Annotated in this window: 23 protein-coding genes; 22 read left to right on the top strand and 1 reads right to left on the bottom strand. The window is 71.2% G+C overall.

From position 1 onward, the window contains the following. Positions 1-2 precede the first annotated feature (2 nt). From lysA to NR112_RS03790, 9 genes are all read left to right on the top strand, one after another. On the top strand, positions 3-1421 hold the full coding sequence (gene lysA, locus NR112_RS03830; protein ID WP_256792642.1) for a diaminopimelate decarboxylase: 1419 nt from the start codon (positions 3-5) through the stop codon (positions 1419-1421). Positions 1422-1505: 84 nt separating this feature from the next. Continuing rightward, complete coding sequence (locus NR112_RS03825; RefSeq protein ID WP_256792641.1) at positions 1506-2822, top strand: homoserine dehydrogenase; 1317 nt, start codon at positions 1506-1508, stop codon at positions 2820-2822. After that, positions 2822-3916 (top strand): threonine synthase, encoded by a 1095-nt coding sequence (gene thrC, locus NR112_RS03820; RefSeq protein WP_256792640.1) that lies wholly within the window; start codon positions 2822-2824, stop codon positions 3914-3916. Before NR112_RS03825 ends, thrC begins: the two co-directional genes overlap by 1 nt. Before the next feature lie 4 nt (positions 3917-3920). After that, positions 3921-4898 carry a homoserine kinase gene (locus NR112_RS03815; RefSeq protein WP_256792639.1) on the top strand — a complete coding sequence of 326 codons (978 nt, stop codon included), beginning with the start codon at positions 3921-3923 and terminating at the stop codon, positions 4896-4898. Positions 4899-5170: 272 nt separating this feature from the next. Beyond that, positions 5171-7210, top strand: coding sequence for a transcription termination factor Rho (gene rho, locus NR112_RS03810; protein ID WP_374511462.1), 2040 nt, complete (start codon positions 5171-5173; stop codon positions 7208-7210). A 117-nt stretch (positions 7211-7327) separates the two neighbouring features. Continuing rightward, positions 7328-7729, top strand: coding sequence for a response regulator transcription factor (locus tag NR112_RS03805; RefSeq protein ID WP_256792637.1), 402 nt, complete (start codon positions 7328-7330; stop codon positions 7727-7729). A gap of 13 nt (positions 7730-7742) precedes the next feature. Beyond that, positions 7743-8801, top strand: a complete 1059-nt coding sequence (locus NR112_RS03800; protein WP_256792636.1) for a HEAT repeat domain-containing protein — start codon at positions 7743-7745, stop codon at positions 8799-8801. After that, on the top strand, positions 8798-10246 hold the full coding sequence (locus NR112_RS03795; protein ID WP_256792635.1) for a glycosyltransferase family 2 protein: 1449 nt from the start codon (positions 8798-8800) through the stop codon (positions 10244-10246). Before NR112_RS03800 ends, NR112_RS03795 begins: the two co-directional genes overlap by 4 nt. Next, positions 10243-12399 carry an ATP-binding protein gene (locus NR112_RS03790; RefSeq protein WP_256792634.1) on the top strand — a complete coding sequence of 719 codons (2157 nt, stop codon included), beginning with the start codon at positions 10243-10245 and terminating at the stop codon, positions 12397-12399. Before NR112_RS03795 ends, NR112_RS03790 begins: the two co-directional genes overlap by 4 nt. Before the next feature lie 61 nt (positions 12400-12460). Here NR112_RS03790 and NR112_RS03785 read toward each other — a convergent pair whose 3' ends face one another. Beyond that, positions 12461-13444 carry a hypothetical protein gene (locus NR112_RS03785; protein WP_256792633.1) on the bottom strand — a complete coding sequence of 328 codons (984 nt, stop codon included), beginning with the start codon at positions 13442-13444 and terminating at the stop codon, positions 12461-12463. 241 nt (positions 13445-13685) lie between these two features. Between NR112_RS03785 and rpmE the strand changes: the two genes are divergently transcribed. The 13 genes from rpmE (at position 13686) to atpA (ending at position 24819) form a co-directional block, all read left to right on the top strand. Further along, on the top strand, positions 13686-13901 hold the full coding sequence (gene rpmE, locus NR112_RS03780; protein ID WP_026863931.1) for a 50S ribosomal protein L31: 216 nt from the start codon (positions 13686-13688) through the stop codon (positions 13899-13901). An 89-nt stretch (positions 13902-13990) separates the two neighbouring features. Beyond that, positions 13991-15082, top strand: coding sequence for a peptide chain release factor 1 (gene prfA, locus NR112_RS03775; protein WP_256792632.1), 1092 nt, complete (start codon positions 13991-13993; stop codon positions 15080-15082). Continuing rightward, positions 15079-15948 carry a peptide chain release factor N(5)-glutamine methyltransferase gene (gene prmC, locus NR112_RS03770; protein ID WP_256792631.1) on the top strand — a complete coding sequence of 290 codons (870 nt, stop codon included), beginning with the start codon at positions 15079-15081 and terminating at the stop codon, positions 15946-15948. The genes prfA and prmC overlap by 4 nt, the downstream gene beginning before the upstream one ends. 55 nt (positions 15949-16003) lie before the next feature. Then, positions 16004-16939, top strand: coding sequence for an L-threonylcarbamoyladenylate synthase (locus NR112_RS03765; RefSeq protein WP_256792630.1), 936 nt, complete (start codon positions 16004-16006; stop codon positions 16937-16939). 48 nt (positions 16940-16987) lie between these two features. Continuing rightward, entirely contained in the window at positions 16988-18265 is a 1278-nt protein-coding gene (gene glyA / locus NR112_RS03760) for a serine hydroxymethyltransferase (RefSeq protein WP_256792629.1), read from the top strand. A gap of 43 nt (positions 18266-18308) precedes the next feature. Continuing rightward, entirely contained in the window at positions 18309-19406 is a 1098-nt protein-coding gene (locus NR112_RS03755; protein ID WP_256792627.1) for an MraY family glycosyltransferase, read from the top strand. A 144-nt stretch (positions 19407-19550) separates the two neighbouring features. Continuing rightward, positions 19551-20072, top strand: coding sequence for a hypothetical protein (locus NR112_RS03750; protein ID WP_256792626.1), 522 nt, complete (start codon positions 19551-19553; stop codon positions 20070-20072). Between the two features lie 14 nt (positions 20073-20086). Further along, on the top strand, positions 20087-20380 hold the full coding sequence (locus NR112_RS03745) for an AtpZ/AtpI family protein (protein ID WP_256792625.1): 294 nt from the start codon (positions 20087-20089) through the stop codon (positions 20378-20380). 148 nt (positions 20381-20528) lie between these two features. Continuing rightward, positions 20529-21311, top strand: coding sequence for a F0F1 ATP synthase subunit A (gene atpB, locus NR112_RS03740; RefSeq protein ID WP_256792624.1), 783 nt, complete (start codon positions 20529-20531; stop codon positions 21309-21311). Positions 21312-21437: 126 nt separating this feature from the next. Continuing rightward, positions 21438-21647 (top strand): ATP synthase F0 subunit C, encoded by a 210-nt coding sequence (gene atpE / locus NR112_RS03735; RefSeq protein ID WP_020142944.1) that lies wholly within the window; start codon positions 21438-21440, stop codon positions 21645-21647. Positions 21648-21703: 56 nt separating this feature from the next. Then, positions 21704-22306, top strand: coding sequence for a F0F1 ATP synthase subunit B (locus tag NR112_RS03730; protein WP_256792623.1), 603 nt, complete (start codon positions 21704-21706; stop codon positions 22304-22306). Continuing rightward, positions 22306-23118: a F0F1 ATP synthase subunit delta gene (locus NR112_RS03725; RefSeq protein ID WP_256792621.1), complete on the top strand. Its 813-nt coding sequence runs from the start codon at positions 22306-22308 to the stop codon at positions 23116-23118. Before NR112_RS03730 ends, NR112_RS03725 begins: the two co-directional genes overlap by 1 nt. 69 nt (positions 23119-23187) lie before the next feature. Next, positions 23188-24819, top strand: a complete 1632-nt coding sequence (gene atpA, locus NR112_RS03720) for a F0F1 ATP synthase subunit alpha (RefSeq protein WP_256792620.1) — start codon at positions 23188-23190, stop codon at positions 24817-24819. Positions 24820-24828 lie beyond the last annotated feature (9 nt).

Here is a 24828-nt window from a genome sequence, read left to right as displayed (position 1 = left end):
TCATGCGCGCACACGAAGCAGGAGCGCTGCACGCCGAGGGCTATCGCGGCCCCGCGTGGCTCCAGACCCCCGTCGACGTCAACGCCCTCGTCCCGTCCCTCTGGGCGACCTCGGTCGGGCGGGGCGCCGACGGTGTCCTCACAGTCGGGGGGGTGAGCGTGACCGAGCTGGCGCGCGAGTTCGGCACCCCGGCATACATCATTGACGAAGACGACTTCCGTTCGCGCGCAAGGGACTTCAAGCGAACGTACGCCGAGGTGTTCGACGGACTGTCGGGCGGCGCTGACGTGTTCTACGCCGGCAAGGCCTTCCTCTGCACCGAGGTGGCGCGGTGGGTCCACGACGAGGGCCTGCACCTGGACGTCTGCACCGGCGGCGAGCTGGCGGTGGCCAAGCGGGCCGGCATCCCAGGCGACCGGATCGGCCTGCACGGCAACAACAAGAGCGTCGCCGAGATCCGCGACGCCCTCGACTACGGCGTGAGCCGCATCGTCATCGACTCCTTCGACGAGATCGAGCGCGTCGCCGCGGTCGCCGCAGAGCTCGGCGTCGTCGCACCGGTCCTCATCCGCGTCACCGTCGGGGTCGAGGCGCACACGCACGAGTTCATCGCGACGGCCCACGAGGACCAGAAGTTCGGCCTGTCGCTGTCCGGCGGACACGCCTTCGAGGCCGCGCGCCGCATCCTCGACCGGCCCGAGTCGCTACGCCTCCTCGGTCTGCACAGCCACATCGGCTCTCAGATCTTCGACACCGCCGGCTTCGAGGTGTCGGCCCGCCGCATCGTCGGACTGCACACCCGCATCGCGCGCGAGCTCGGCGTCGAGCTGCCCGAGCTCGACCTCGGCGGGGGCTTCGGCATCGCGTACACGACCGAGCACGACCCGCTGCCGCCGAAGAACCTCGCGGCCGGCATGGCCGAGATCATCGAGCGCGAGTGCCGGGCCGAGGAGGTCGCGGTGCCGCGCATCTCGGTCGAGCCGGGACGCGCCATCGCGGGCCCGACGACCTTCACCCTCTACGAGGTCGGCACGGTCAAGCCGGTCGACCTCGACGGGGGAGCGGAGCGCGTCTACGTCTCCGTCGACGGCGGCATGAGCGACAACGTCCGCACCGCGCTCTACGACGCCAACTACTCGTGCACGCTCGCGAGTCGGGCCTCGACGGCTCCTCCGGTGCTCGCCCGCGTCGTCGGCAGGCACTGCGAGAGCGGCGACATCGTCGTCAAGGACGAGTTCCTGCCTGCCGACGTCGGCGCGGGTGACCTCATCGCCGTCCCCGGCACGGGCGCCTACTGCCGCTCCCTGTCGAGCCAGTACAACCACACGCCGCGCCCACCCGTCGTCGCGGTCCGCGACGGGGTCGCCCGGGTCATCGTGCGGCGTGAGACCATCGACGACCTGCTCGCGCTCGACGTCTGATGGATCTGCAGATCCTGCGCCACGGACGTCCGGATGGCGAAACAATGACCGTCCAGCACCCGGACAGGCGGCAGGATTGCCGCCGTGGACAGCGCCGTGAGTGACCCCCAGCCGTTGCGCGTCGCCCTGCTCGGGGCCGGCGTCGTGGGCGGAGCCGTCGCACGCCTGCTCACCGAGCACGCGGGCGACATGGCGGCCCGCGTCGGGGCGCCGCTCGAGATCGTGGGCATCGCGGTCCGTCGCGCCGGCCGCGACCGTGCCGCCCTCGGGGTCGACCCCGCTCTCTTCACGACCGACGCCGAGGAGCTCGTGACCCGGGCCGACGTCGTCGTCGAGGTCATCGGCGGCATCGAGCCGGCCCGATCGCTCATCCTGCGCGCCATGGAGCACGGCGCCTCGGTCGTCACGGCCAACAAGGCGCTCCTTGCCGAGGACGGCCCCGCCCTCTACGACGCCGCCGCCCGACACGGCGTCGACCTCTACTACGAGGCCGCCGTCGCCGGGGCGATCCCGCTGCTGCGCCCGCTGCGCGAGTCGCTCGCCGGCGACGAGGTGCGCAAGGTTCTCGGCATCGTCAACGGCACGACCAACTACGTCCTCGACAAGATGGACACGACCGGTGCCGGGTTCGCCGACGCCGTCGAGCAGGCCCAGGCCCTCGGCTACGCCGAGGCCGACCCGACCGCCGACGTCGAGGGCTTCGACGCCGCGGCCAAGGCCGCCATCCTCGCCTCGCTCGCCTTCCACACCCGGGTCTCGGGCACCGACGTCTACCGCGAGGGCATCACCGAGGTGTCGGCGGCCGACGTCGCGGCGGCACGCGAGATGGACTCCGTCGTCAAGCTCCTGGCGATCTGCGAGCACACCGACAAGGGCGTCAGCGTCCGCGTGCACCCGGCGATGATCCCGCGCTCGCACCCGCTGGCGGGGGTCCGCGAGGCGTTCAACGCCGTCTTCGTCGAGGCGGACGCCGCCGGTGAGCTGATGTTCTACGGCAGGGGCGCCGGCGGCGACCCGACGGCCTCGGCGGTGCTCGGTGACCTCGTCGCCGTCGCGCGCCACCGCGTCGGGGGTGGCCTCGGGCCGGGGGAGTCGAGCTATGCCGACCTGCCCGTCCTGGCGATGGGCGACGCCCAGACGAGGTACCACATCAGCCTCGACGTCGAGGACCGGTCGGGTGTCCTCGCCCAGGTCGCAGCCGCCTTCGCCGACCACGACGTGTCGATCGAGACGGTGCGCCAGCAGCTCGTCCCCGCCGGCGACGGCGAGGCGGCCAGGGCCAACCTCATCATCGTCACGCACACGGCGAGCGACGCCGCGCTCTCGTCCACGGTCGAGCGCCTGCGCACGCTCGACGTCGTCCGTGGCGTCAACTCCGTCATGCGCGTGGAAGGTTCGTGATGGCCCACCAGTGGCGCGGAGTGATCCGCGAGTACGCCGACCGCCTCCCCATGCTCGAGGGCGCGCCCGTCGTCACGCTCCACGAGGGTGGGACGCCGCTCATCCACGCGGAGAAGCTCTCCGAGCTCGTCGGCGCCGAGGTGCACCTCAAGTACGAGGGCCTCAACCCCACCGGCTCGTTCAAGGACCGCGGCATGACCACGGCGATCAGCGTCGCCGCCCGCAAGGGGGCCAAGGCCGTCATCTGTGCGAGCACGGGCAACACGAGTGCGTCGGCCGCCGCCTACGCCACGAAGGCCGGCATGACGTGCGGCGTCCTGGTGCCCGACGGCAAGATCGCGATGGGCAAGTTGAGCCAGGCGATCGCCCACGGGGCCACGTTGCTGCAGGTGGACGGCAACTTCGACGACTGCCTCACCCTGGCGCGCAAGCTCGCCGAGGCCTATCCCGTCGAGCTCGTCAACTCGGTCAACCCCGCCCGCATCGAGGGCCAGAAGACCGCGAGCTTCGAGGTCGTCGACGCGCTCGGCGACGCCCCGGACATCCACTGCCTCCCGGTCGGCAACGCCGGCAACATCACGGCGTACTGGCGTGGCTACCGCGAGTACCTCGCCCAGCCCGTCACCGACGCGCCCGCGGGACCGGCCACGCACCTGCCGAGGATGTGGGGCTTCCAGGCCGCCGGTGCCGCGCCGATCGTCCTCGGCCACCCGGTCGACCACCCCGAGACGATCGCGACCGCGATCCGCATCGGCAACCCCGCCTCGTGGGAGCAGGCGGTCGCCGCCCGCGACGAGTCAGGGGGCCGCATCGAGGCCGTCACCGACGAGCAGATCCTCGACGCCCATCGCTACCTCTCGTCGCAGGAGGGTGTCTTCGTCGAGCCCGGCTCGGCTGCGTCGGTCGCCGGCCTGCTGGCGAGCCACGCCGCGGGGCTCGTGCCGTCCGGGGCGCGCATCGTGTGCACCGTGACCGGCCACGGGCTCAAGGACCCCCAGTGGGCGCTGCGCACCGCCGACGGGAGCGACGTCGTGCCGACCCGCGTCTCGGTCGATGCCTTCTCGGCGGCCCAGGCCCTGGGTCTCGAGGGCTGACCGCGTGAGCCGGGTGCCCGCGGGCCGCTCCGTCAGCGTGCGGGTGCCGGCGAGCAGCGCCAACCTCGGTCCGGGCTTCGACTCCATCGGCCTGGCCCTCGGCCTCTGGGACGACTACGTCGTCTCGACGTCCGAGGAAGCCGGTCTCGACATCGAGGTCACCGGCGAGGGTGCGGCCGACGTGCCCACCGACGGGCGGCACCTCGTGCACGCCACCATGCAGCACACGTGGCGCGCACTCGGGGCCGAGCCGCCCCCGGGCCTGCACATCCAGGCCACCAACGGTGTCCCGCACAGCCGCGGGCTGGGTTCGTCGGCGACGGCGATCGTCGCGGGCGTTATTGCCGCACAAGCGCTTTCGTGGGGCGCAGAGGGGAACGGGTATGCCGCGTGGCCGGCTCCCGGTGCCACCGTGCCCGTCGACCTCGGGCTGGCGACGCACCTGTCGAGCGAGCTCGAGGGGCACCCCGACAATGCGTCCGCAAGCGTGCACGGCCGCCTCACGGTGAGCTGGATGCCGGACGGCAGTGGCCTCGACCGCGGCGAACGCACCGTCACGGCCTGTCTCGACCCGCACCCCGACGTCGAGGTCGTCGTCTTCGTCCCCGAGACCCAGCTCGCGACGCGCTCGGCCCGCGCCGTGCTGCCCGCCAGGGTCTCGCTCGCGGCGGCTGCCGCCGGCGCCGGACGCGCCGCCCTGCTCGTGCATGCACTGACGGCCGACCCCTCGCACCTGCATGCCGCGACCCGCGACTGGCTCCACCAGGAGGCCCGGCGCCCCTCCTATCCGGCCACGATGGAGCTCGTCGACCTCCTCCGCTCGCAGGGGCACGCTGCCGTCGTGTCGGGGGCCGGTCCGAGCGTCCTCGTCCTCACGACGACCCATGCCGCGGTCGACGTGCAGGCTGGGCCCCTCGCCGCCCGGTGGGAGCGGCTCACGCCCGGCGTGCCGGCACGCGGCGCCACGGTGCACGTTCGCTGAGGCGCGACATCCGTGACCTCCCTCACCCGCGGGAAGGCCCCTGGGTGGTATTCTGAGCCCGCACCACTCGCCGCGACACCGCAGGCCGGTGCACCACCCCCACACTGAGGCGAAATCCTTTGTCTCTGGGCGCGTTCTGCGCCGAAGTGGATCTCAGACGGCCAGGTCACCTGGTCCAAGTCCGGCCCGCTGGAATGTCCCGGGCCGCAAACGAGGGGGAAGGATCCTTCGTGTCAGAAACAACCACCCGTCCGCTCTCTGGCCTGTCGGCCATGAAGCTGGACGAGCTCAAGGGCGTCGCGTCGTCGATGGGCATCACCGGCACGACGAAGATGCGCAAGAGCGACCTCGTCGAAGCGATCAAGGCGCGCCAGTCGGGCGGCTCCTCAGCTCCGTCGACGCCCTCGTCGGCGCCCTCGTCGTTGCCGACGGGCTCCGACGCCGAGGCCGCCACGGAGGCCGCCCCGGCCCGTGCCTCGCGCCGGGTCAGCCGCCCGGCGGGCTCCGCCACGAAGGCCGAGGCGACTACCGAGTCCTCCACCACGACGTCCACCGAGTCGGCCGGCCAGGCGCCCGTCGACGATCGCGCACAGAGCCGGGAAGAGGTCCCGTCCGGGGACCGGGCCCCGCGTGCCGAGCGAGGTGCCCGCGGCTCCCGTGAGAACCGTGCGTCGCGTGCGGACGCCCAGGACCCCACGTCGTCCGAGCGGGCCGACGCCGGCGACCAGCAGGCGTCCGACGGTGACGACCACGAGGGTCGTCAGGGTGACCGGAGTCGCGGACAGCAGTCCGACCGCGGTCAGCAGGGCGACCGTCAGCAGGGCGACCGTCAGCAGTCGCGTCAGCAGGATCGTCAGCAGGGCGACCGTCAGCAGGGCGACCGTCAGCAGTCGCGTCAGCAGGGCGACCGTCAGCAGGGCGACCGTCAGCAGGACCGCCAGGACCGCCAGCAGGGCGACCGTCAGCAGGACCGCCAGGACCGCCAGCAGGGCGACGTGAACGACCAGGGCCGTGGTCAGCAGTCGCCGTACGACGACGAGGGTGGCAGCCGTCGCAGCCGCAACCGCCAGCGCAGCCGGGACCGCAAGCGTGGCCGCGGGCGTGAGGGTGGGCAGGACTGGAACGACGCCGACCTGCAGGTCGGCGACGATGACGTGCTCGTCCCCGTCGGCGGCATCCTCGACGTCCTCGACAACTACGCCTTCGTCCGCACGTCCGGCTACCTCGCCGGTCCGAACGACGTCTACGTGCCGCTGGGCATGGTCAAGAAGAACGGTCTGCGCAAGGGCGACGCGGTCACCGGAGCCGTCAAGGCGCTGCGCGACGGCGAGCAGCCCTCGGGCAACGTCGGACGCCAGAAGTTCAACGCGCTCGTCCGCCTCGACACGGTCAACGGCCAGACGCCGGAGGAGGCCGCCAAGCGCGTCGACTTCGGCAAGCTGACGCCGCTCTACCCGCAGCAGCGGCTGCGCCTCGAGACCGAGCCCAACGTCCTGACGACGCGGATCATCGATCTCGTCGCGCCCATCGGCAAGGGCCAGCGCGGCCTCATCGTCGCCCCGGCCAAGGCCGGCAAGACGATGATCATGCAGACCCTCGCCAACGCGATCACGACGAACAACCCGGAGTGCCACCTCATGGTCGTCCTCGTCGACGAGCGCCCGGAGGAGGTCACCGACATGCAGCGCGCCGTCAAGGGCGAGGTCATCTCCTCGACCTTCGACCGGCCGGCCGAGGACCACACGACGGTCGCCGAGCTCGCCATCGAGCGCGCCAAGCGCCTCGTCGAGCTCGGGCACGACGTCGTCGTGCTCCTCGACTCGATCACCAAGCTGGGCCGTGCCTACAACCTCGCCGCGCCGGCGAGCGGCCGGATCCTCTCCGGTGGTGTCGACTCGGCTGCGCTCTACCCGCCGAAGAAGTTCTTCGGGGCCGCGCGCAACATCGAGAACGGCGGCTCGCTCACGATCCTCGCGACGGCCCTCGTCGAGACCGGCTCGAAGATGGACGAGGTGATCTTCGAGGAGTTCAAGGGCACCGGCAACATGGAGCTGCGCCTGAGCCGCGACCTGGCCAACCGCCGGATCTTCCCGGCCGTCGACATCAACAGCTCGGGCACGCGCCGCGAGGAGATCCTCCTCGCGAGCGAGGAGCTGAAGATCATGTGGAAGCTACGCAGGGTCCTCGGCGGCCTCGACGCGCAGCAGGCCATCGAGCTGCTCATCGACCGCCTCAAGAAGACGCGGACGAACTACGAGTTCCTCACCCAGGTCCAGCAGACGAGCGGCTCCAAGCTCGACGACGAGTCCTGACCGACCACCGGACGGGGACGGCGCCAATCGGCGCCGTCCCCGTTCGGCGTTTCATGGGCTATTCGGGCCAAATGTTCCTAAAATGGATTCACCACCCCGAATCCACCATGGAGAACCATGTCTGCGCCCGCCGGCGACCCTGATGCCAGCCCCGTCCGTGTCCTCGTGGCCGATGACGACGCAGACATCCGAGACCTCGTCGAGTTCAAGCTGACCCAGGCGGGGTATGCCGTCGAGGCTGTTTCCGACGGCATCAGCGCGTGGGAGGCATTCGCAGCCAACCCGCCGCAGCTGGCGGTGCTCGACGTCATGATGCCCGGCCTGTCCGGCATCGACGTCCTCCGCAAGATCCGCGAGAGCGAGTTCTCCACGGTCCCGGTGCTGCTGCTCAGCGCCAAGTCGCGCGACTCCGACGTCGACACCGGTTTCGCGGTCGGGGCCGACGACTACGTCATCAAGCCGTTCAGCCCGCGCGAGCTGCTCCATCGCGTCAACGGCATGCTCGCCCGGGCCCGATGAGGGGCGGGCCGTCGTGATCATCGGCGGGGCGCTGCTCGTCGGTGCCACGGTCGTCATCCTCGGCGGGTGCCTGTTGCTCATCCTCGCCGTCGTCGCGGTCCGCGCGCGACGGCACAGCCGCACCCAGCGCGACGAGATGCTGCTCTCTCCGCTCCGGCGGCCCCTCATCACGGTGGCCTCGGGCGAGGACGACGACGGTGCGGCCGCAGAGCAGCTGACGTGGGCGGCCGGCGTCTCGCGCGCCGTGCTCGATCGCAACATCGTCGAGCTGCTCACCAAGATCCGCGGCGTCCCCGCCGAGCAGCTCGTCCACGTGCTCGAGGTCCATGGCGCGGTCGACGCCGCCGTGGCGGAGATGTCGAGCCGTTCCGCCGTCAAGCGAGCCCGGGCCGCCCAGCTGCTCGGGCTCGCGCGTGCCGGACAGACGGTCCCGCTCCTCATCGATGCTCTGGGCGACGAGGCGGTCGAGGTGCGCAACAGCGCCGCCTACGCCCTCGGGCTCATCGGCGACCCTGCGGCCGCCGGGCCGGTGCTGGCCGCGATCGGTGCGCCCGACCGCGGGCTGCCTGCGGCGACGGCAGCCGAGGCCCTGCAGTCGATGGGGGTCGGCATCTCCGAGGTGCTGCGCGACGGGATGGCCGACCCCAACGCCCGCACCCGCATGGTCGCCGCCCACCTCAGCGGCGAACGCAGCTTCACCCGTGGGCTCCCGGAGCTGCGTGGACTGCTCGACGCCGACCCCGACCTGACGGTCCGCGAGACGAGCGCATCGGCCATCGGCCGCCTCGGCCGACGTGAGGACGTCGGCATCCTCGTGCGCCACACGGTGCCCTCCGAGCCGCTGGAGCTGCGCCGGGCCTGCGTCATCGCCCTCGGCGACCTCGGTGAGGCGGAGGCGATCCCCGCGCTCGCCGTCCTGCTCGACGACTCGGACCCGCGCCTGGCCGAGCTCGCCGCGACGGCCCTGCTGTCGATGGGTCCCGGCGGCCGCGACGCCTTGGCGGGCCACGAGAACGACCCCGCCGTGCGCTCCGCGCGCCTGCTGGCAAGCCTGCAGAAGGCATCTGCATGAGCTGGGACGGCTTCGTCGAGGGGCTGCGGTCCTTCGTCCTGTGGAGCATGGACGTCACCGCGGTGCCGATCATCGTCTACTTCATCCTCATCAACACCTCGCTGCTCGTGCTCATCGTGCTGGCCTACCTCGGGTTCCGCGCCCAGCAGCGTCGTCGGTCGACGGCGGTCACGTGGCAGGGAGCGGGCCTGGCCCCCGGGGTGTCGCTCCTCGTCCCGGCCTACAACGAGGAGGCCGGCATCGTCATGGCGGTCAAGTCGTTCCTCACGCTGCGCTACCCGCGGCACGAGGTCGTCGTCGTCGACGACGGCAGCAGCGACCAGACCTTCGCCCGCCTCGCGGAGGCCTTCGACCTCGTGCAGGTCCCGCGCGAGCTGCCGCACGAGATCCCGATCCGGGCCAAGGTGCTCGGCATCTTCGTCCCGCGCGACGGCCGCACGCGCCTCGTCGTCGTCCGCAAGGAGAACTCCGGCCGCTCGGAGGCGATCAACGTCGCGATCAACGCCGCGAGCGAGCCGCTCGTCGCCATGATCGACGGGGACTCCATCCTCGAGCCCGACGGCCTGCTCCACGTCACCCGTCCTTTCGCCGACGACCCCACGCGCATGGTCGCGACCGGTGGCGCCATCCGGCCGGTCAACGGCAGCCGGGTGGTGTCGGGCCGCATCGTGCGCGTCGAGATGCCGCAGACGTGGATCCCCCGCATCCAGCTCGTCGAGTACCTCCGGGCCTTCCTCCTCGGCCGCACCGGGTGGTCGCGCCTCGGCGGTCTCATCCTCATCAGCGGGGCCTTCGGTCTCTTCCGGCGCGACGTCGTCGTCGAGGTCGGCGGTCTCGACCCGAACAGCATCGGCGAGGACTTCGAGCTCGTCATGCGCATCCACAAGCGACTGCGCGACGAGGGCCGCGACTACTCCATCGAGTTCGTGCCCGAGCCGGTGTCCTGGACCGAGGTCCCGGTCACCGCGAAGGTGCTGCGCAACCAGCGCCGCCGGTGGCACCGGGGTCTCTGGGAGACGCTCTGGGCCTACCGCTCGATGCTCTTCCGCCCGAAGTACGGCCGCATCGGCTGGCTCGCGCTGCCCTACTACTGGCTCTTCGAGCTGTTCGCACCGCTGCTCGAGCTCTTCGGGATCATCATCGTGCCGCTCGCGCTGGCGCTCGGCATCGTCAACGTGCCCTTCGCGATCCTCTTCCTCGTGCTCGCCTACGGGTATGCCGTGCTCGTCACGCTGGCTGCGATGGTCGTCGACGAGTGGGCCTTCCACAAGCACGACCGGTGGCGTGCCGTCTGGCAGACCATCGCGGCCTCGATCCTCGAGAACATCGGCTACCGCCAGGCCACCGTGTGGTGGCGCCTCGAGGGGTGGTGGTCGAGCCTGCGCGGGAAGAAGCACGTCTGGGGAGTCATGACTCGCACGGGCTTCGACGAGGACCCGGCGTGACGGGCGGCCTGCCGGTCGTCTCGAGGCGTTCCGTCGGCAGCCAGATCCGGCTGCTCATCGGCATCCTCGTCGTCCTCGTGCCGATCGGCGCCATCATCTCGGTGGCCACGATCCACTCGCAGGGAGCCTCGGTGCGCGCCCTGACGCTCGCGCTGGGCCCGGCGCGCGAGGCCAACAGTGCGGTGCTGCTCGACATGACCCGCGCCGAGGGCGCCTGGCGCGAGAAGGTCGTCGGCGTCCCGGCCCCCCTCGACCCGCTCTCCCTGCGCGCCCCGATCGAGCAGGAGCTGGCCGACGTCGAGACGGGCACGCAGCACCTGGAGCTCGCAGCCGAGGACCGGGCCAGGTTCGCACCGCTCGTCGCGGCGCAGCGCACCGCCGTGGAGGGCTGGTACACCGCCGCCGAGGCCTCGCTCGCGAACGTCCCCAGCGGTCCTCCGACAGCGACCCCGACGGGACCGCCGCCCAGCACCCCCGCGCCGGCAAGCACCGGCACCGCACCGACCACCCCCGAGGCGCAGCAGCGCACGCGGGTCGAGACGGCATACGCCGCCTTCCAGAGCGCCAACGGCGCGCTCGAGGAAGCCATCCGCTCCCAGCGCGACACCGCCCGGGTCGAGTCGCGCGAGGCGACCGGCATCACGTCGGGCGTCATCATCGCCGTCGCGGCCGTCGTCGTCCTCGTGCTGATCGCGGCGGGCTTCGGCATGGACCGTGCGGTCGGCCTCCCGCTCGCCCGACTGCGTGAGGTCGTGCGCCGGCAGGCCGAGGAGGACGTCATCGCGATGGCCAACCAGGAGGAGGGCGCGCTCGAGGTCCGCATGCTCGCGCGCGACTTCAACGACCTGACGCGCGCCAACGCCCGCCTCGTCGACCAGCAGGCCGCGGTGCTCGAGATGCAGGAGCTCGTCCTCGACGTCGGCCGGGGCGCGCGGTCGGCCGTCGACGTCCACGAGGCGCTGCAGCGGGTCACCACCAAGCTCGGTGCGGGTCTGGGCGCCGACCGCGTGCTCCTCTACACGCTGGGCGACGACGGACAGACGATCGAGGACCGCCTCCAGTGGCACACCGACGACCTGCCCGACCTGCCGCCGCTGCCGCGCTCGCTCGCCCAGCAGGTGGGTGCCGTCAACGACGAGCTGCGCCGCGACGTGGGCTTCTTCGACCTCGGGGACCTGCTGGCCCACCAGGCCTACGACGACGAGCGTTCCCGCGCCTTCCACCGCGCCACCGGGGCCCGGTCCCTGCTCATGCTCCCGGTCGGCACGGGCGGCCGCGGCCTCGGCATCCTGTCGGTGATGATGGTGAGCGCGCCGCGCCGCTGGCACCGCCACGAGATCCAGGCCGCGCAGCAGTGCGCGGCCATCGCCGCCCAGTCGATCGTTGCCCTGCGCCTGTCGCAGATGCAGGACGAGCAGGTGCGACGCCTCACCGAGCTCGACCGTCAGAAGACCGACTTCATGGCGACCGTCAGCCACGAGCTGCGCACCCCGCTGACCTCGATCAGCGGCTACCTCGAGCTGCTCGTCGATGGCGACTTCGGCGAGGTCTCCGACGGCCAGCACGTCGCCCTCGACATCATCGGGCGCAACGCGACCCGGCTGCGCGGGCTCATCGAGGACCTCCTCGTCCTCAACAAGATCGAGATCAGCGGCCTGCAGGCAGTGTCCGAGGAGGTTGCCGTCCGTGACCTCCTGCGCACGGTCACCGAGACGATGGAGCCGGTGGCCGCCGCCGGGGGAGTGCAGCTGCTCTGCACCGACGTGCCCGACGACCTCGTCGTCCGGGTCGACCGAGGACAGGTGGAGCGGGCGCTGATCAACCTCGGCTCCAACGCCGTGAAGTTCACCCCCGAGGGCGGCCAGGTGCTGCTGTCGGCCGAGCGCTCCGGTGACTCCACGATCATTTCCGTGCACGACACCGGCATCGGCATCCCGGCCAGCGACCTCGCGCGCCTGTCGGAGCGTTTCTTCCGCGCCGGCAACGCCACGGCCGCGGCCATCCCCGGCACCGGCCTCGGACTCGCGATCGTGCGTGCCATCGTCGAGGGCCACGGCGGCGAGCTCGTCATCGCGTCGGTCGAGGGGGAGGGGACCACGATGCAGGTCGTGCTCCCCGTCGCCCAGCCGGCTGCCGTCCCGGCGCGGCGGTGAAACGGGCTCGAGTCGCGTCCTGGTAGCGGGCCGGCGACGCCCCGGCGTGGCTGCCGGGCGTTCAGAAGCAACCACCTCTCGGGCGCTCGCGCAGTCCCAGCGTGACCGTCCATCCGGTCGACGGGTCGTGCAGCACCGTCGGGGACGGCGCCCTGCGCGTCGTCGACCGCGGCCCGGTGCTCGTCGTCCGGGGTGAGCGGGCCGCGCCCGTGCGTGCGTCGAGGGACCACCGCTCGGTGTCCCAGACGGCCTCCCCGGTGATCGCCGCAACCGTCGTCCGCGGGTACCACACCTCGACCTGCACGTCGCGGCCCACGCGCCGCACGCTGACGTCTGCGGGGGCGGCGGGGCGGGTCGGGAGCGAGCGCCAGGTCACCGAGCGGGAGCCGAGGTCCACGCCGAGGACCGAGCCGTCGGAGCCGGGGACGACGACGTGCGTCTCGTCGGCAGCCACGAGGCGCTGCAGGCGCCAGGCCCCGACGGGGAGCGGGACCTCGACGGAGTCCCATGAGTCGGACCCGGGTGACCAGGCGACGAGCGACTGACCCCGCACCCCCACGATCCCGCCGCGGGTGACGACGGCCGACGAGCGGTAGCCCAGGTCTGCGTCCTCGTCCGGCGGCGACCCCTGCCACGACCAGCCGCCCACGGCGCCGTCGAGCCGCTCGGCGGCCACGATCGCGTCGCCCTCGGCAGGTGTCCCGACGGCATACCTCTGGACGACGCCGATGACCTGGACGAGGTCGGACGGCGTCGAGACGGCACCGGAGGCGACGTCGACGACGTGGGTGGCGTGACAGCCGACGACGAGGACGTGCCCGTTGCTGACGACCGGGGGCTCCGAGAGCAGGTCGGCCACCGTCGTCGTCCAACGGACCGCGCCGGACGGGTCGGTGCCGGTGAGGCGTCCGGCCTCGGCGGCAGGCACGTCGGGACAGTCGTCGAAGGCGCAGTCCGCGCCCGAGCAGGCCGTGGCCGCGAGCAGCACGGCGACCGCTCCGACCACCGCCGCGCGGTGGCGGGCCACTCTGGCCCTGACCATCATGACTGCCTCCCTGTCGCCGGTCCCCCCCCGTCGTCGATGAAAGACACCTGTGGGGACCGGATCGATGCACGTCGCGCCGGCCGCCGAGGGGTCGCGCGGGGAATGCCGAGGGCCTCCCGTGCGTTTGGGAGGAGGTGCGCCTTTCTGGCACACTCTTCCTTTGGACCGGTTCACGGGAGAGCAGCTCCCCAGCGTGAGCAGCGATGACACCGACCCGGCCGACTACCTCAAGGAGACAACGTTGAAGAAGGACCTTCACCCCGAGTACGTCGAGACCACGGTGACCTGCACCTGTGGCAGCACGTTCGTCACGCGCAGCACCGAGACCTCCGGCAAGATCTCTGCCGACGTCTGCTCGCAGTGCCACCCGTTCTACACGGGCAAGCAGAAGATCCTCGACACCGGTGGCCGCGTGGCCCGGTTCGAGGCCCGTTACGGCAAGAAGGCCGCCAAGTAGGTCTCCCGCACGCCGGCTCCCACGACTTCGGTCGTCGGGAGCCGGCGTTCGTCTTACCCCGACCCGTCCCCTGAGCCGAAGGGCCCGCCGTGCTCGAATCCGTCCAGTCGATCCTCGACGAGTACGCCGAGCTCGAGCTGCAGCTCGCCGACCCCGCCGTCCACGGTGACCAGGACCTCGTCCGCACCCTCAACAAGCGGTATGCCGCCCTGGCGCCGACCGTCGCCGCCGCCCGCGAGTGGACGGCCGCCGGTGACGACCTCGCGGCCGCACGTGAGCTCGCTGCCGACGACGAGTCGTTCGCCGAGGAGGTGCCCTCGCTCGAGGCCCGCCGCGCCGCGGCCGAGGAGCACCTGCTGCGGATGCTCGTGCCCCGCGACCCCGACGACGACCGGGACGTCATCCTCGAGGTCAAGGCGGGAGAGGGCGGCGACGAGTCCGCATTGTTCGCGGGCGATCTGCTGCGGATGTACCTCCGTTACGCCGAGCAGCGCGGCTGGCGCACCGCCGTCGAGGACGCGACCGAGAGCGACCTGGGTGGCTACAAGGACGTCCGGGTCTCGGTGCGCGCCAAGAGCGCTCCCGGGCTGGGGGAGGGGCCGTGGGCCCGCCTCAAGTACGAGGGCGGCGTCCACCGGGTCCAGCGCGTGCCGGTCACCGAGAGCCAGGGGCGCATCCACACCTCGGCGGCCGGGGTCCTCGTCATGCCGGAGGCCGAGGAGGTCGAGGTGACGATCGACCCCAACGACCTGCGCATCGACGTCTACCGCAGCAGCGGGCCCGGCGGACAGAGCGTCAACACGACCGACTCGGCGGTGCGCATCACCCACCTACCCTCGGGCCTCGTCGTGTCGTGCCAGAACGAGAAGTCGCAGCTGCAGAACAAGGAGGCCGCGATGCGCGTGCTCCGGGCGCGGCTGCACCAGATGGCCAAGGACGAGGCCGACGCGGAGGCGAGCGCCGCCCGCCGTTCGCAGGTGCGCACCGTCGACCGGTCGGAGCGCATCCGGACCTACAACTTCCCCGAGAACCGGATCTCGGACCACCGCACCGGCTACAAGTCCTACAACCTCGACTCGGTGCTCGACGGCGACCTCGACCCGGTCGTGCAGTCGGCGCTCGACGCCGACGAGGCCGCCAAGCTCGCGGCGCTCGCCGAGGGTGACGGGCCGCGCGCGTGACGGACCTGCGTCAGGGTGTCCGCGCCGCCGCCGCGCGGCTCCGCGACGCGGGCGTGGCCTCCGCCGACGTCGACGCGGTCGAGCTCGCGGCCCACGTGCTCCAGGTCGACGCTTCCGAGGTCCGGCGGCTCATGGTGCTCGGCGGCCGCACCCTTCCCGGGTCGTATGCCGTCCTCGTCGACGAGCGGGCCCGCCGCGTCCCGCTGCAGCACCTGACGGGCCGTGCGCACTTCCGCAGGCTGACCCTGTCGGTGGGCCCGGGGGTCTTCGTGCCCCGGCCCGAGACCGAGGTCCTCGTCGACCTCGCGCTCGTCGAGGTCGACCGGCTGTCGGCAGGGGGCGCCGAGGCCGTCCGGCTCGTCGACCTCTGCTCGGGCTCCGGCGCGATTGCCCTGTCCGTCAAGGCGGAGCGGCCGGAGACCGACGTGCGCGGTCTCGAGCTGTCGCCCGACGCCTGCGCCTGGTCGGTGGCCAACCGCGACCGCCTGGGCCTCGACGTCCGGCTCGAGCGAGGCGACGCGACGCAGCCCTGCTTCGAGGACTGGTCGCGTGCCGTCGACGTCGTGACCGTCAACCCGCCGTACATTCCCGTCGGTGCCGTGCCCGTCGACCCCGAGGTGCGTGACCACGACCCCGATGTCGCGCTCTACGGCGGCAGCGAGGACGGGCTCGCGATCCCGCTCGCGGTGGCCCGCACGGCCGCCCGGCTGCTCCGTCCCGGTGGCCTCGTCCTCGTCGAGCACGCCGACTCGCAGGGCGAGAGCCTGCCGCGCCGCCTCGCGGCGACGGGGGAGTGGACCGACGTCACCGACCACCACGACCTGTCCGGCCGGCCGCGGGTCACCGTGGCGCGCCGCTCGGTCTGACCCGCGGGTCGGCCCGCCGCCCGGCGGGTCGAACGCGCCCCAGTAGGCTCTGCCCGTGAGCGAGCGCTACGACTGCACCGACCCCGAGGGCCGTGCCGAGGGCATCCCGGCCGCGGCCTCGGCCGTCCGACGCGGCGAGATCGTCGTCCTGCCGACCGACACGGTCTACGGCATCGGCTGCGACGCCTTCGACGCGACTGCCGTCGCGTCCGTCCTCGCGGCCAAGGGCCGCGGCCGCGACATGCCGCCGCCGGTCCTCATCCCGACGGCGCGCACGGCGCAAGGTCTCGCGACGCAGGTGCCCGACTACGCCCAGCGGCTCATGGAGAAGTTCTGGCCCGGACCGCTGACGCTCGTGCTCAAGGCGCAGACGTCGCTGCACTGGGACCTCGGCGAGACCAACGGGACCGTGGCCCTGCGCGTGCCCGCTCACGAGCTCACCCTCGAGCTGCTCGGCGACATCGGTCCCATGGCGGTCACGAGCGCCAACACGACCGGCGACCCCGCGGCCCGCACGGTCGACGAGGCCGTCGGGATGCTCGGCGAGTCCGTCGGGGTCTACCTCGACGGCGGCCCGGCCGGCGAGGGACAGCCGTCGACCATCGTCGACTGCACCGGGGAGACCCCCGTCACCCTGCGGCTCGGTGCCGTGAGCCAGGAGGAGCTCGACGAGGCCCTCGTGCCCGACCCCGTCCTCGAGGCGCCCGAGCCCGACGCCGTGCCGGCCGCCGAGGCCGACGCGACGCCCGCGGCGGACCCCGCGACCGAGCCGGACCCGGAGGCCGACGTCGAGCCGGGAGGCCAGACACCGGCGGAGGCCTCCGTGCCAGCCGATGACGTGCTCGTCGAGTCCACGTCGGACGAGCCTGCCGAGGCCATGTCGGACGAGCCTGCCGAGGCCATGTCGGACGAGCCTGCCGAGACGCTCGGTGAGTGGCACGACGTGGCCACGACCGAGCGGCCGTCCGACGGTGCCAGCACGACGCAATAGAGTTGGCTCGCGCTCGCGCCCCACTCCCGACCCACCCGGAGAACTCCCATGGCTGACGACACGTTCTACGGCTCCGACTTCGGTGCCCTGCAGTCCTTCGACCCCGACATCGCCGGGGTGCTCATCTCGGAGCTCGACCGCATCCGCGGAGGACTGCAGCTCATCGCGAGCGAGAACATCAGCTCGCCCGCGGTCCTGACGGCGCTCGGGTCGACGTTGTCGAACAAGTACGCCGAGGGCTACCCCGGGCGCCGCTACTACGGCGGCTGCTCCGAGGTCGACAAGGCCGAGTCGATCGCGATCGAGCGCGCCAAGGCCCTCTTCGGCGCCGACCACGCCAACGTCCAGGCGCACTCCGGCGCGAGCGCCAACCAGGCCGTCTACGGCGCCTTCATGGCACCTGGCGACACGATCCTCGCGATGGCGCTGCCGATGGGCGGCCACCTGACGCACGGCACCAAGGTCTCCTTCTCCGGCAAGTGGTTCAACGCCGTGCACTACGGGGTCGACCAGCAGACCGAGAACATCGACTACGACCAGGTCGAGGCGCTCGCCCGTGAGCACCGTCCCAAGGTCATCTGTGCCGGCGGCTCGGCCATCCCGCGTCTCATCGACTTCGAGCGCTTCCGCGCCATCGCCGACGAGGTCGGCGCGATCCTCTGGGTCGACGCCGCCCACTTCATCGGTCTCGTCGCGGGCAAGGCCATCCCCTCACCCGTGCCGTACGCCGACGTCGTCACCTTCACGACGCACAAGGTGCTGCGCGGCCCGCGCTCCGGCGCCCTCGTCTGCAAGGCCGAGCACGCGGCCGCCATGGACAAGGCGATCTTCCCGATGATGCAGGGCGGCCCGCAGATGCACACCATCGCGGCCAAGGCGGTCAACTTCAAGGAGGCCGCGACGCCCGAGTACGCCCAGTACGCCACGGACGTCATCGCCAACAGCCAGCAGCTCGCGGCCAGCCTGCTGGAGCTCGGCATCCGACCGACGACGGGCGGCACCGACACCCACCTGGCGCTGCTCGACCTCCAGGGGGTCGGTGTCACCGGCAAGGAGGCCGAGGAGCGGGCCGACGCGGCGGGCATCGTGCTGAACAAGAACGCCATCCCCTTCGACCCGCAGAAGCCCAACATCGCCTCGGGTATCCGCGTCGGCACGCCGTCGGTCACGACCCAGGGCATGGGCCTGGAGGAGATGAAGCAGATCGCCTCGCTCATCCACCGCGCCGTCACCGAGGGTGACGCCGACCCCGACCACGCGGTGAGCAAGGACGTCCGTGCGGAGGTCACCGATCTCGTGACGCGCTTCCCGGCATACCCTCGCTGAGTCAGTCCCCCGCCAGCGTCGGCGCCCGAGCGAAGGTCGGTAGGTGCACGAGTACGTCCTCGTCCTCATCGTGGCCGCTGCGGTCACGTACCTCGCCACACCCTTCGTCCGGAGCCTCGCCGTCGCGACCGGGGCGTTCACGGCCGTCCGTGAGCGCGACGTCCACACGACCCCGATCCCGCGGCTCGGGGGAGTCGGGATCTACATCGGCTTCGTGGCCGCGGCGCTCGTGGCCAGGGCGCTGCCCTACCTCGGGACGCTCTTCTCGACGAAACAGATCTTCGGCGTCGTCGCCGCAGCCGGCATCGTGTGCCTGCTCGGGGCGTTCGACGACATCCGTGAGCTCGACTGGCTGACCAAGCTGGCGGGACAGATGCTCGCCGCGGGCCTGATGGCCTACACCGGGGTGCAGCTGCTGTCACTTCCGATCTTCGGCACGACCATCCTGCCGACCCCGGTCCTCGTGCTCTTCACGGTGCTCGTCGTCATCGCCTCGACGAACGCCGTCAACTTCATCGACGGGCTCGACGGGCTCGCCGCGGGGGTCGTCTGCATCGCGGCATTCGCCTTCTTCGTCTACAGCTACATCGTGTCGCGGTCGTTCGTGCCGGCCAACGTGTTCTCGACCGCGACCTTCATCTCGGCCGCCCTCGTGGGCTGCTGTGCCGGCTTCCTGCCGCACAACTTCCATCCGGCGCGACTCTTCATGGGCGACTCGGGAGCGCTGACCCTGGGCCTGCTGCTGTCGGCCGCGACGATCACCCTGACCGGCAACGTCGACCCGGGAGAGGTCAGCGCCAACGACGTGTCGGCCGCCTTCCTGCCGATCCTCGTCCCGCTCGCGGTCCTGCTGCTGCCGCTGCTCGACATGCTGCTCGCCGTGGTCCGGCGCACCCGTGCCGGCCAGCGACCGTGGCACCCCGACGCGATGCACCTGCACCACCGCATGCTGCGCATCGGCCACGGCCACCGCCGTGCCGTGCTCATCCTCTACCTGTGGGCCGCCATCGTCGCCCTGGGTTCGGTGTCCTTCGTCATCTGGGACGGCCCCCGTCCGCTCGCGGTCGTGGGGGCGGCCGCCGCGATGGGTGTCGTGCTCACCGTCTGGCTTCCGCGGTGGAGGCCCTCCGAGCGCTTGTGATAGCATTCACAAGCACCTGAGGGGAGTCTGGGAAGACCGCCACAGGAGCCCGGAAGTCCTTTCCACGCAAGCGATCCGAGCACCATCCGGATCAGCCCGAACCCCGCCCGCACTACGCCTCACGACGCACCCAGGCAGGTTTTCTTGAGCGCCACACCGGCACGCGACGCATCACAGTCAGATGCCTTCGCGCAGCTCCTCCGGGGCTCCCTGCTGCCGACGGCCGTGGCCGGCCTCGTCTGCGTCGTCGTCGGGCTCGTCTCGAGCCCCAAGGCCGCCTGGTCGGCCGCGCTCGGCGCCGCCATCGTCCTCTTCTTCTTCAGCCTGACGCTGCTCGTCATGAAGCGCACGGCCGACCTGCCGCCCACGACGACGATGATGATCGTCATGGTCACCTACACCGTCAAGGTGCTGGTGCTCGGCGTCGTCATGTTCGCGCTGCGCGACGTCACGTGGGCCTCGGGCTTCGCGATCGGCCTGTCGATCACGGTGTGCGCCGTCGTCTGGCTCTTCTTCGAGATGCGCGCCTACAAGCGCCTGCGGATCTTCGCGTACGACCCCGACGGCGCGGCCTCGCTCGACGCGACGCCCGACGCGACGCCCGACTCGACGCCCGACTCGACGCCCGAGGCGGCACCCCACCGGGAGCCGCGTGATGAGCCGTGACACGGGAGGTCGACATGACCACACCACCGACGCCGGAGCCCGGCGACTCGAGCGAGCCCACGGCGCCCAGCGAGCCGAGCGAGCCCTCTGCGGAGGACAAGGCCGAGGAGCTGCGCCGGTTCAACACCCGCGAGCAGGACTCCGCCTGGCGTGCCGTCGCGTACATGCTCACGGGTCCGCTCATCTACGGCGGTCTCGGTGCCCTGGCCGACCACTGGCTGGGCACGACCTGGCTCGTCGGGGTAGGGATCGTGGGTGGAATGGCCCTGTCGCTCTACCTGATCTGGTTCCGATACGGTACCCATTGAGCCCGACGGCCCCCGTGCCGCACGTCAGCGCGTCGCCCGCCGGCCCGCCGACCTGGAGCCCCACCGGGAGCCCGCTCCCGAGCACCGACTCTCCATCCCTGACGCAGGTCGTCAGCCGAAGTGCCCAGAACCTACAAAGGAGTAACCCGTGAGCATCGTGGCCGCCGCCCCGACGGACTACACCGCCCCCGGCATCGAGGAGTTCTGGCAGCCCCTCTTCGGGACCGACGGGCCGTTCGCGATCACCCGCCCGATCCTGCTCATGGTCCTGGCCACCGGCCTCGTCGCGTGGTTCCTGCTCGCCACGACGAAGAAGAAGGCTCTCGTGCCCGGCCGCGGCCAGATGGGCACGGAGGCCGTCTACGGCCTCGTGCGCAACGGCATCGCCAAGGACCTCATCGGCAGCAAGGAGTTCATGCGGTTCGTCCCGCTGCTCTTCGCGCTCTTCACGACGATCCTCGTCAACAACCTGTTCGGCGTCATCCCGCCGATGAGCTACCCGACGATGAGCCGTATCGGCTTCCCGATCGCGCTGTCGCTCATCGTGTGGGTCGTCTTCCACGTCGTCGGCATGCGCAAGCACGGCTTCATCGGCTACTGGAAGTCGCTCGTGCCCGCCGGTCTTCCCAAGGCCATGATCCCCGCGATCTTCTTCCTCGAGCTCATCACCGACCTCTTCACGCGCCCGGTCACCCTCGCCCTGCGACTCTTCGGCAACATGTTCGCCGGCCACATCCTCATCGTCCTGTTCATCACGGGTGGCTGGTACATGCTCACCAACGGCGGCATCCTCGTCCTCGCCGGCGGCGTCACGTGGATCTTCGCCTTCGTCATGACGCTCTTCGAGATCCTGGTCCAGTTCCTCCAGGCCTACGTCTTCACCCTGCTGGCCGCCCTCTACATCGGCGGCGCGGTCGCCGACGAGCACTGAGGCAGCGGTCTCCCTGCGCCTCCGGCGCCCCACGAACTGCACCACCGCACAAGCACCACACCCCAGCTTCGCCCCCGCCCGTCTGGTAACCGCCAGCCGGACAAGACAAGAAGGAATGGAATAAACATGACTGGCAACATCGCCATCCTCGGTTACGGCCTCTCCGCCATCGGCCCCGGTATCGGTGTCGGTCTGATCTTCGCCGCCTACATCAACGGCGTCGCCCGTCAGCCCGAGGCTCGCGGCATGCTGCAGCCGATCGCCTTCCTGGGCATGGCCATCACCGAGGCGCTCGCCATCTTCGGTATCGCGCTCGCGTTCGTCTTCAAGGGCTGACGCCCCTTTCCGGGGCAGCCCGAAGCATCGATCGTCTTTCTCTCTAGGAGAACCTCATGCAAGCAGTGACCGTGACCGCCGAGGGCGGCGAGGGCGGCTTCTGGGCCACCGCGGCACCGATCATCCCGCACCCGCTCGAGTTCTTCTTCGGCCTGGCGTGCTTCGCGATTCTCTACGTCGTCGTGAAGCAGAAGGTCGTGCCGCGCCTCGAGCAGATCTACGCCGAGCGCACTGCTGCGATCGAGGGCGGGATGAACAAGGCCGAGGAGGCCCAGGCGCAGGCCCAGGCCGCGCTCGAGCAGTACCAGGCGCAGCTCGTCGAGGCCCGCTCCGAGGCCGCCCGCATCCGTGAGGACGCGAAGGCCCAGGGCGCGCAGATCATCGCCGAGATGCGCGAGCACGCGGCGTCCGAGGCCTCTCGGATCACCGAGACGGCGCACAAGCAGATCGAGGCCGAGCGCCAGCAGGCGGTCGTCTCGCTCCGCAGTGACGTCGGCCGCATCTCGACCGACCTCGCGAGCCGCATCGTCGGCGAGTCCCTGCACGAGGAGACCCGTCAGAAGGGCATCGTCGAGCGTTTCCTCGCCGAGCTCGAGTCGGGCGACGTCGTGCGCGAGAAGGTCGGCGGCGCCGCCGGCAGCCAGGGCGGGGACGCCTGATGCAGGGACCCTCACGCGCAGCAGCGGCGGCGAGCCGCGAGGCTCTCACCGGCGTCCTCGCTGCCGGTGCCGACCGTTCGCGGTTGGCCGAGGAGCTCTTCGCGGTCGTCGGGATCATCGACGGCAGCGCGACCCTGCGTCGCGCCGTGGCCGATCCGTCCCGCGACGGTGTCGACAAGGCCCAGCTCGCCGAGCGTCTCTTCGCGGGCAAGGTCAGCGCCGAGACGCTCGTCGTGCTCAAGGGTGCCTTCGGGCAGCGTTGGAGCTCCGAGCGTGACCTGACCGACACCGTCGAGTCGTATGCCGTCGAGGCCGTCATCGCCGAGGCGGAGACCCAGGGTCGCGCCGACCGCGTCGAGGACGAGCTGTTCCGCTTCGAGCGCATCGTGGCGGCCGACGCCCCGCTGCGCTCGGCGCTGGCCGACTCGCAGGCGCCCGCCGACAAGCGGGCCGACCTCGTGTCCTCGCTCCTTCGGGAGAAGGTCGCACCCGAGACCCTCGTGCTGGCCCGTCAGGCCGTGGTCGCCCCGCGCGGCCTGCGCTTCGACCGGGTCCTCGAGAAGTACCTCGAGACGGCCTCGAGCCGCCGCGAGCAGCAGACGGCCACCGTCACCTCGGCCGTCCCGCTCACCGACGACGACCGTGCCCGCCTCGCAGCGGGCCTGGCTGCCATCTACGGCGGCACGGTCCACGTCAACACCGTCGTGGACCCCCGGGTCATGGGCGGGGTCAAGGTCGAGATCGGTGACGAGCTCATCGACGGAACCGTCATCCGCAAGCTCGACGCGGCCCGCCGGGCCATGGGTGCCTGAGGCACCCACCACCAGCTGTGATCAACCACCGGCCCGTCCTGCGGGTCGAAACCGAGGAGAAGATCTGACATGACGGAGCTTTCGATCCGTCCGGAGGAGATCCGGGACGCACTGGACTCGTTCGTCCAGTCCTACGAGCCCGGCGCGGCCTCCCGCGAAGAGGTCGGCCGCGTCACCGACGCCGGTGACGGCATCGCTCACGTCGAGGGTCTGCCCTCGGCCATGACCAACGAGCTGCTCCAGTTCGAGGACGGCACGCTCGGCCTCGCGCTCAACCTCGACGTCCACGAGATCGGCGTCGTCGTCCTCGGTGACTTCGCCGGCATCGAGGAGGGCCAGACCGTCAAGCGCACGGGCGAGGTCCTCTCGGTCCCGGTCGGTGACGACTTCCTCGGTCGCGTCGTCGACCCGCTCGGCAACCCCATCGACGGTCTCGGCGACATCAAGTCCGAGCAGCGTCGTGCCCTCGAGCTGCAGGCCCCCAACGTCGTCCAGCGCAAGTCGGTCCACGAGCCGCTCCAGACCGGCATCAAGTCGATCGACGCGATGACGCCGATCGGCCGCGGCCAGCGCCAGCTCATCATCGGCGACCGCCAGACCGGCAAGACGACGGTCGCGATCGACACGATCATCAACCAGAAGCGCAACTGGGAGTCGGGCGACCCCGACGCCCAGGTCCGCTGCATCTACGTCGCCATCGGCCAGAAGGGCTCGACCATCGCGTCGGTCCGCGGCACGCTCGAAGAGGCCGGCGCGCTGGAGTACACCACGATCGTCGCGGCCCCCGCGTCCGACTCGGCGGGCTTCAAGTACCTCGCGCCCTACACCGGCTCGGCCATCGGCCAGCACTGGATGTACCAGGGCAAGCACGTCCTCATCGTCTTCGACGACCTGAGCAAGCAGGCCGAGGCCTACCGCGCCGTGTCCCTGCTGCTGCGCCGTCCGCCGGGCCGCGAGGCCTACCCGGGTGACGTCTTCTACCTGCACAGCCGCCTCCTCGAGCGTTGCGCGAAGCTGTCCGACGACCTCGGCCACGGCTCGATGACGGGTCTGCCGATCATCGAGACCAAGGCCGGCGACGTCTCGGCCTATATCCCGACCAACGTCATCTCGATCACGGACGGCCAGATCTACCTCCAGGCCGACCTGTTCAACGCCAACGTGCGTCCCGCGATCGACGTGGGTGTCTCGGTCTCCCGAGTCGGCGGAGCCGCGCAGATCAAGGCGATGAAGTCCGTCGCCGGTCGACTCAAGCTCGACCTCGCGCAGTTCCGCGCCATGGAGGCGTTCGCGATGTTCGCCTCCGACCTCGACCCGGCCTCGCGGGCCCAGCTCGCCCGTGGTGCGCGCCTCGTCGAGCTGCTCAAGCAGCCGCAGAGCTCGCCGTACCCCGTCGAGGAGCAGGTCGTCTCGATCTGGACCGGCACGACCGGCAAGCTCGACGACGTCGCCGTCGAGGACGTGCGCAACTTCGAAGCCGAGCTGCTCGAGACGCTGCGTCGGGACGGCAAGATCCTCCAGACGATCCGCGAGACCCTCAAGCTCGACGAGGACACCGAGACGGCCCTGTCCAAGGTCGTGGACGAGGTCAAGTTCACCTTCCGGGGCACCGGCAAGGACGGCCTCGAGGCCGGCAACGAGGAGTTCGACGAGATCGCCGACGACCAGATCACCCAGGCGAAGATCGTCAAGCAGAAGTGACCACCTTCC

The sequence above is a fragment of the Terrabacter sp. Ter38 genome (assembly GCF_024519435.1).
Taxonomy (GTDB): Bacteria; Actinomycetota; Actinomycetes; order Actinomycetales; family Dermatophilaceae; genus Terrabacter.
The sequence above is the reverse complement of the archived record's forward strand: the minus strand, read 5'-3'. Positions and strand labels throughout refer to the sequence as shown.

Coding starts and splice junctions, on each gene's coding strand:
- lysA (WP_256792642.1), top strand. CDS start 3: ATGCGCGCACACGAAGCAGGAGCGCTGCACGCCGAGGGCTATCGCGGC.
- thrC (WP_256792640.1), top strand. CDS start 2,822: ATGGCCCACCAGTGGCGCGGAGTGATCCGCGAGTACGCCGACCGCCTC.
- rho (WP_374511462.1), top strand. CDS start 5,171: ATGAAGCTGGACGAGCTCAAGGGCGTCGCGTCGTCGATGGGCATCACC.
- NR112_RS03805 (WP_256792637.1), top strand. CDS start 7,328: ATGTCTGCGCCCGCCGGCGACCCTGATGCCAGCCCCGTCCGTGTCCTC.
- NR112_RS03795 (WP_256792635.1), top strand. CDS start 8,798: ATGAGCTGGGACGGCTTCGTCGAGGGGCTGCGGTCCTTCGTCCTGTGG.
- NR112_RS03785 (WP_256792633.1), bottom strand. CDS start 13,444: ATGATGGTCAGGGCCAGAGTGGCCCGCCACCGCGCGGCGGTGGTCGGA.
- glyA (WP_256792629.1), top strand. CDS start 16,988: ATGGCTGACGACACGTTCTACGGCTCCGACTTCGGTGCCCTGCAGTCC.
- NR112_RS03745 (WP_256792625.1), top strand. CDS start 20,087: ATGACCACACCACCGACGCCGGAGCCCGGCGACTCGAGCGAGCCCACG.
- atpE (WP_020142944.1), top strand. CDS start 21,438: ATGACTGGCAACATCGCCATCCTCGGTTACGGCCTCTCCGCCATCGGC.
- NR112_RS03730 (WP_256792623.1), top strand. CDS start 21,704: ATGCAAGCAGTGACCGTGACCGCCGAGGGCGGCGAGGGCGGCTTCTGG.
- NR112_RS03725 (WP_256792621.1), top strand. CDS start 22,306: ATGCAGGGACCCTCACGCGCAGCAGCGGCGGCGAGCCGCGAGGCTCTC.
- atpA (WP_256792620.1), top strand. CDS start 23,188: ATGACGGAGCTTTCGATCCGTCCGGAGGAGATCCGGGACGCACTGGAC.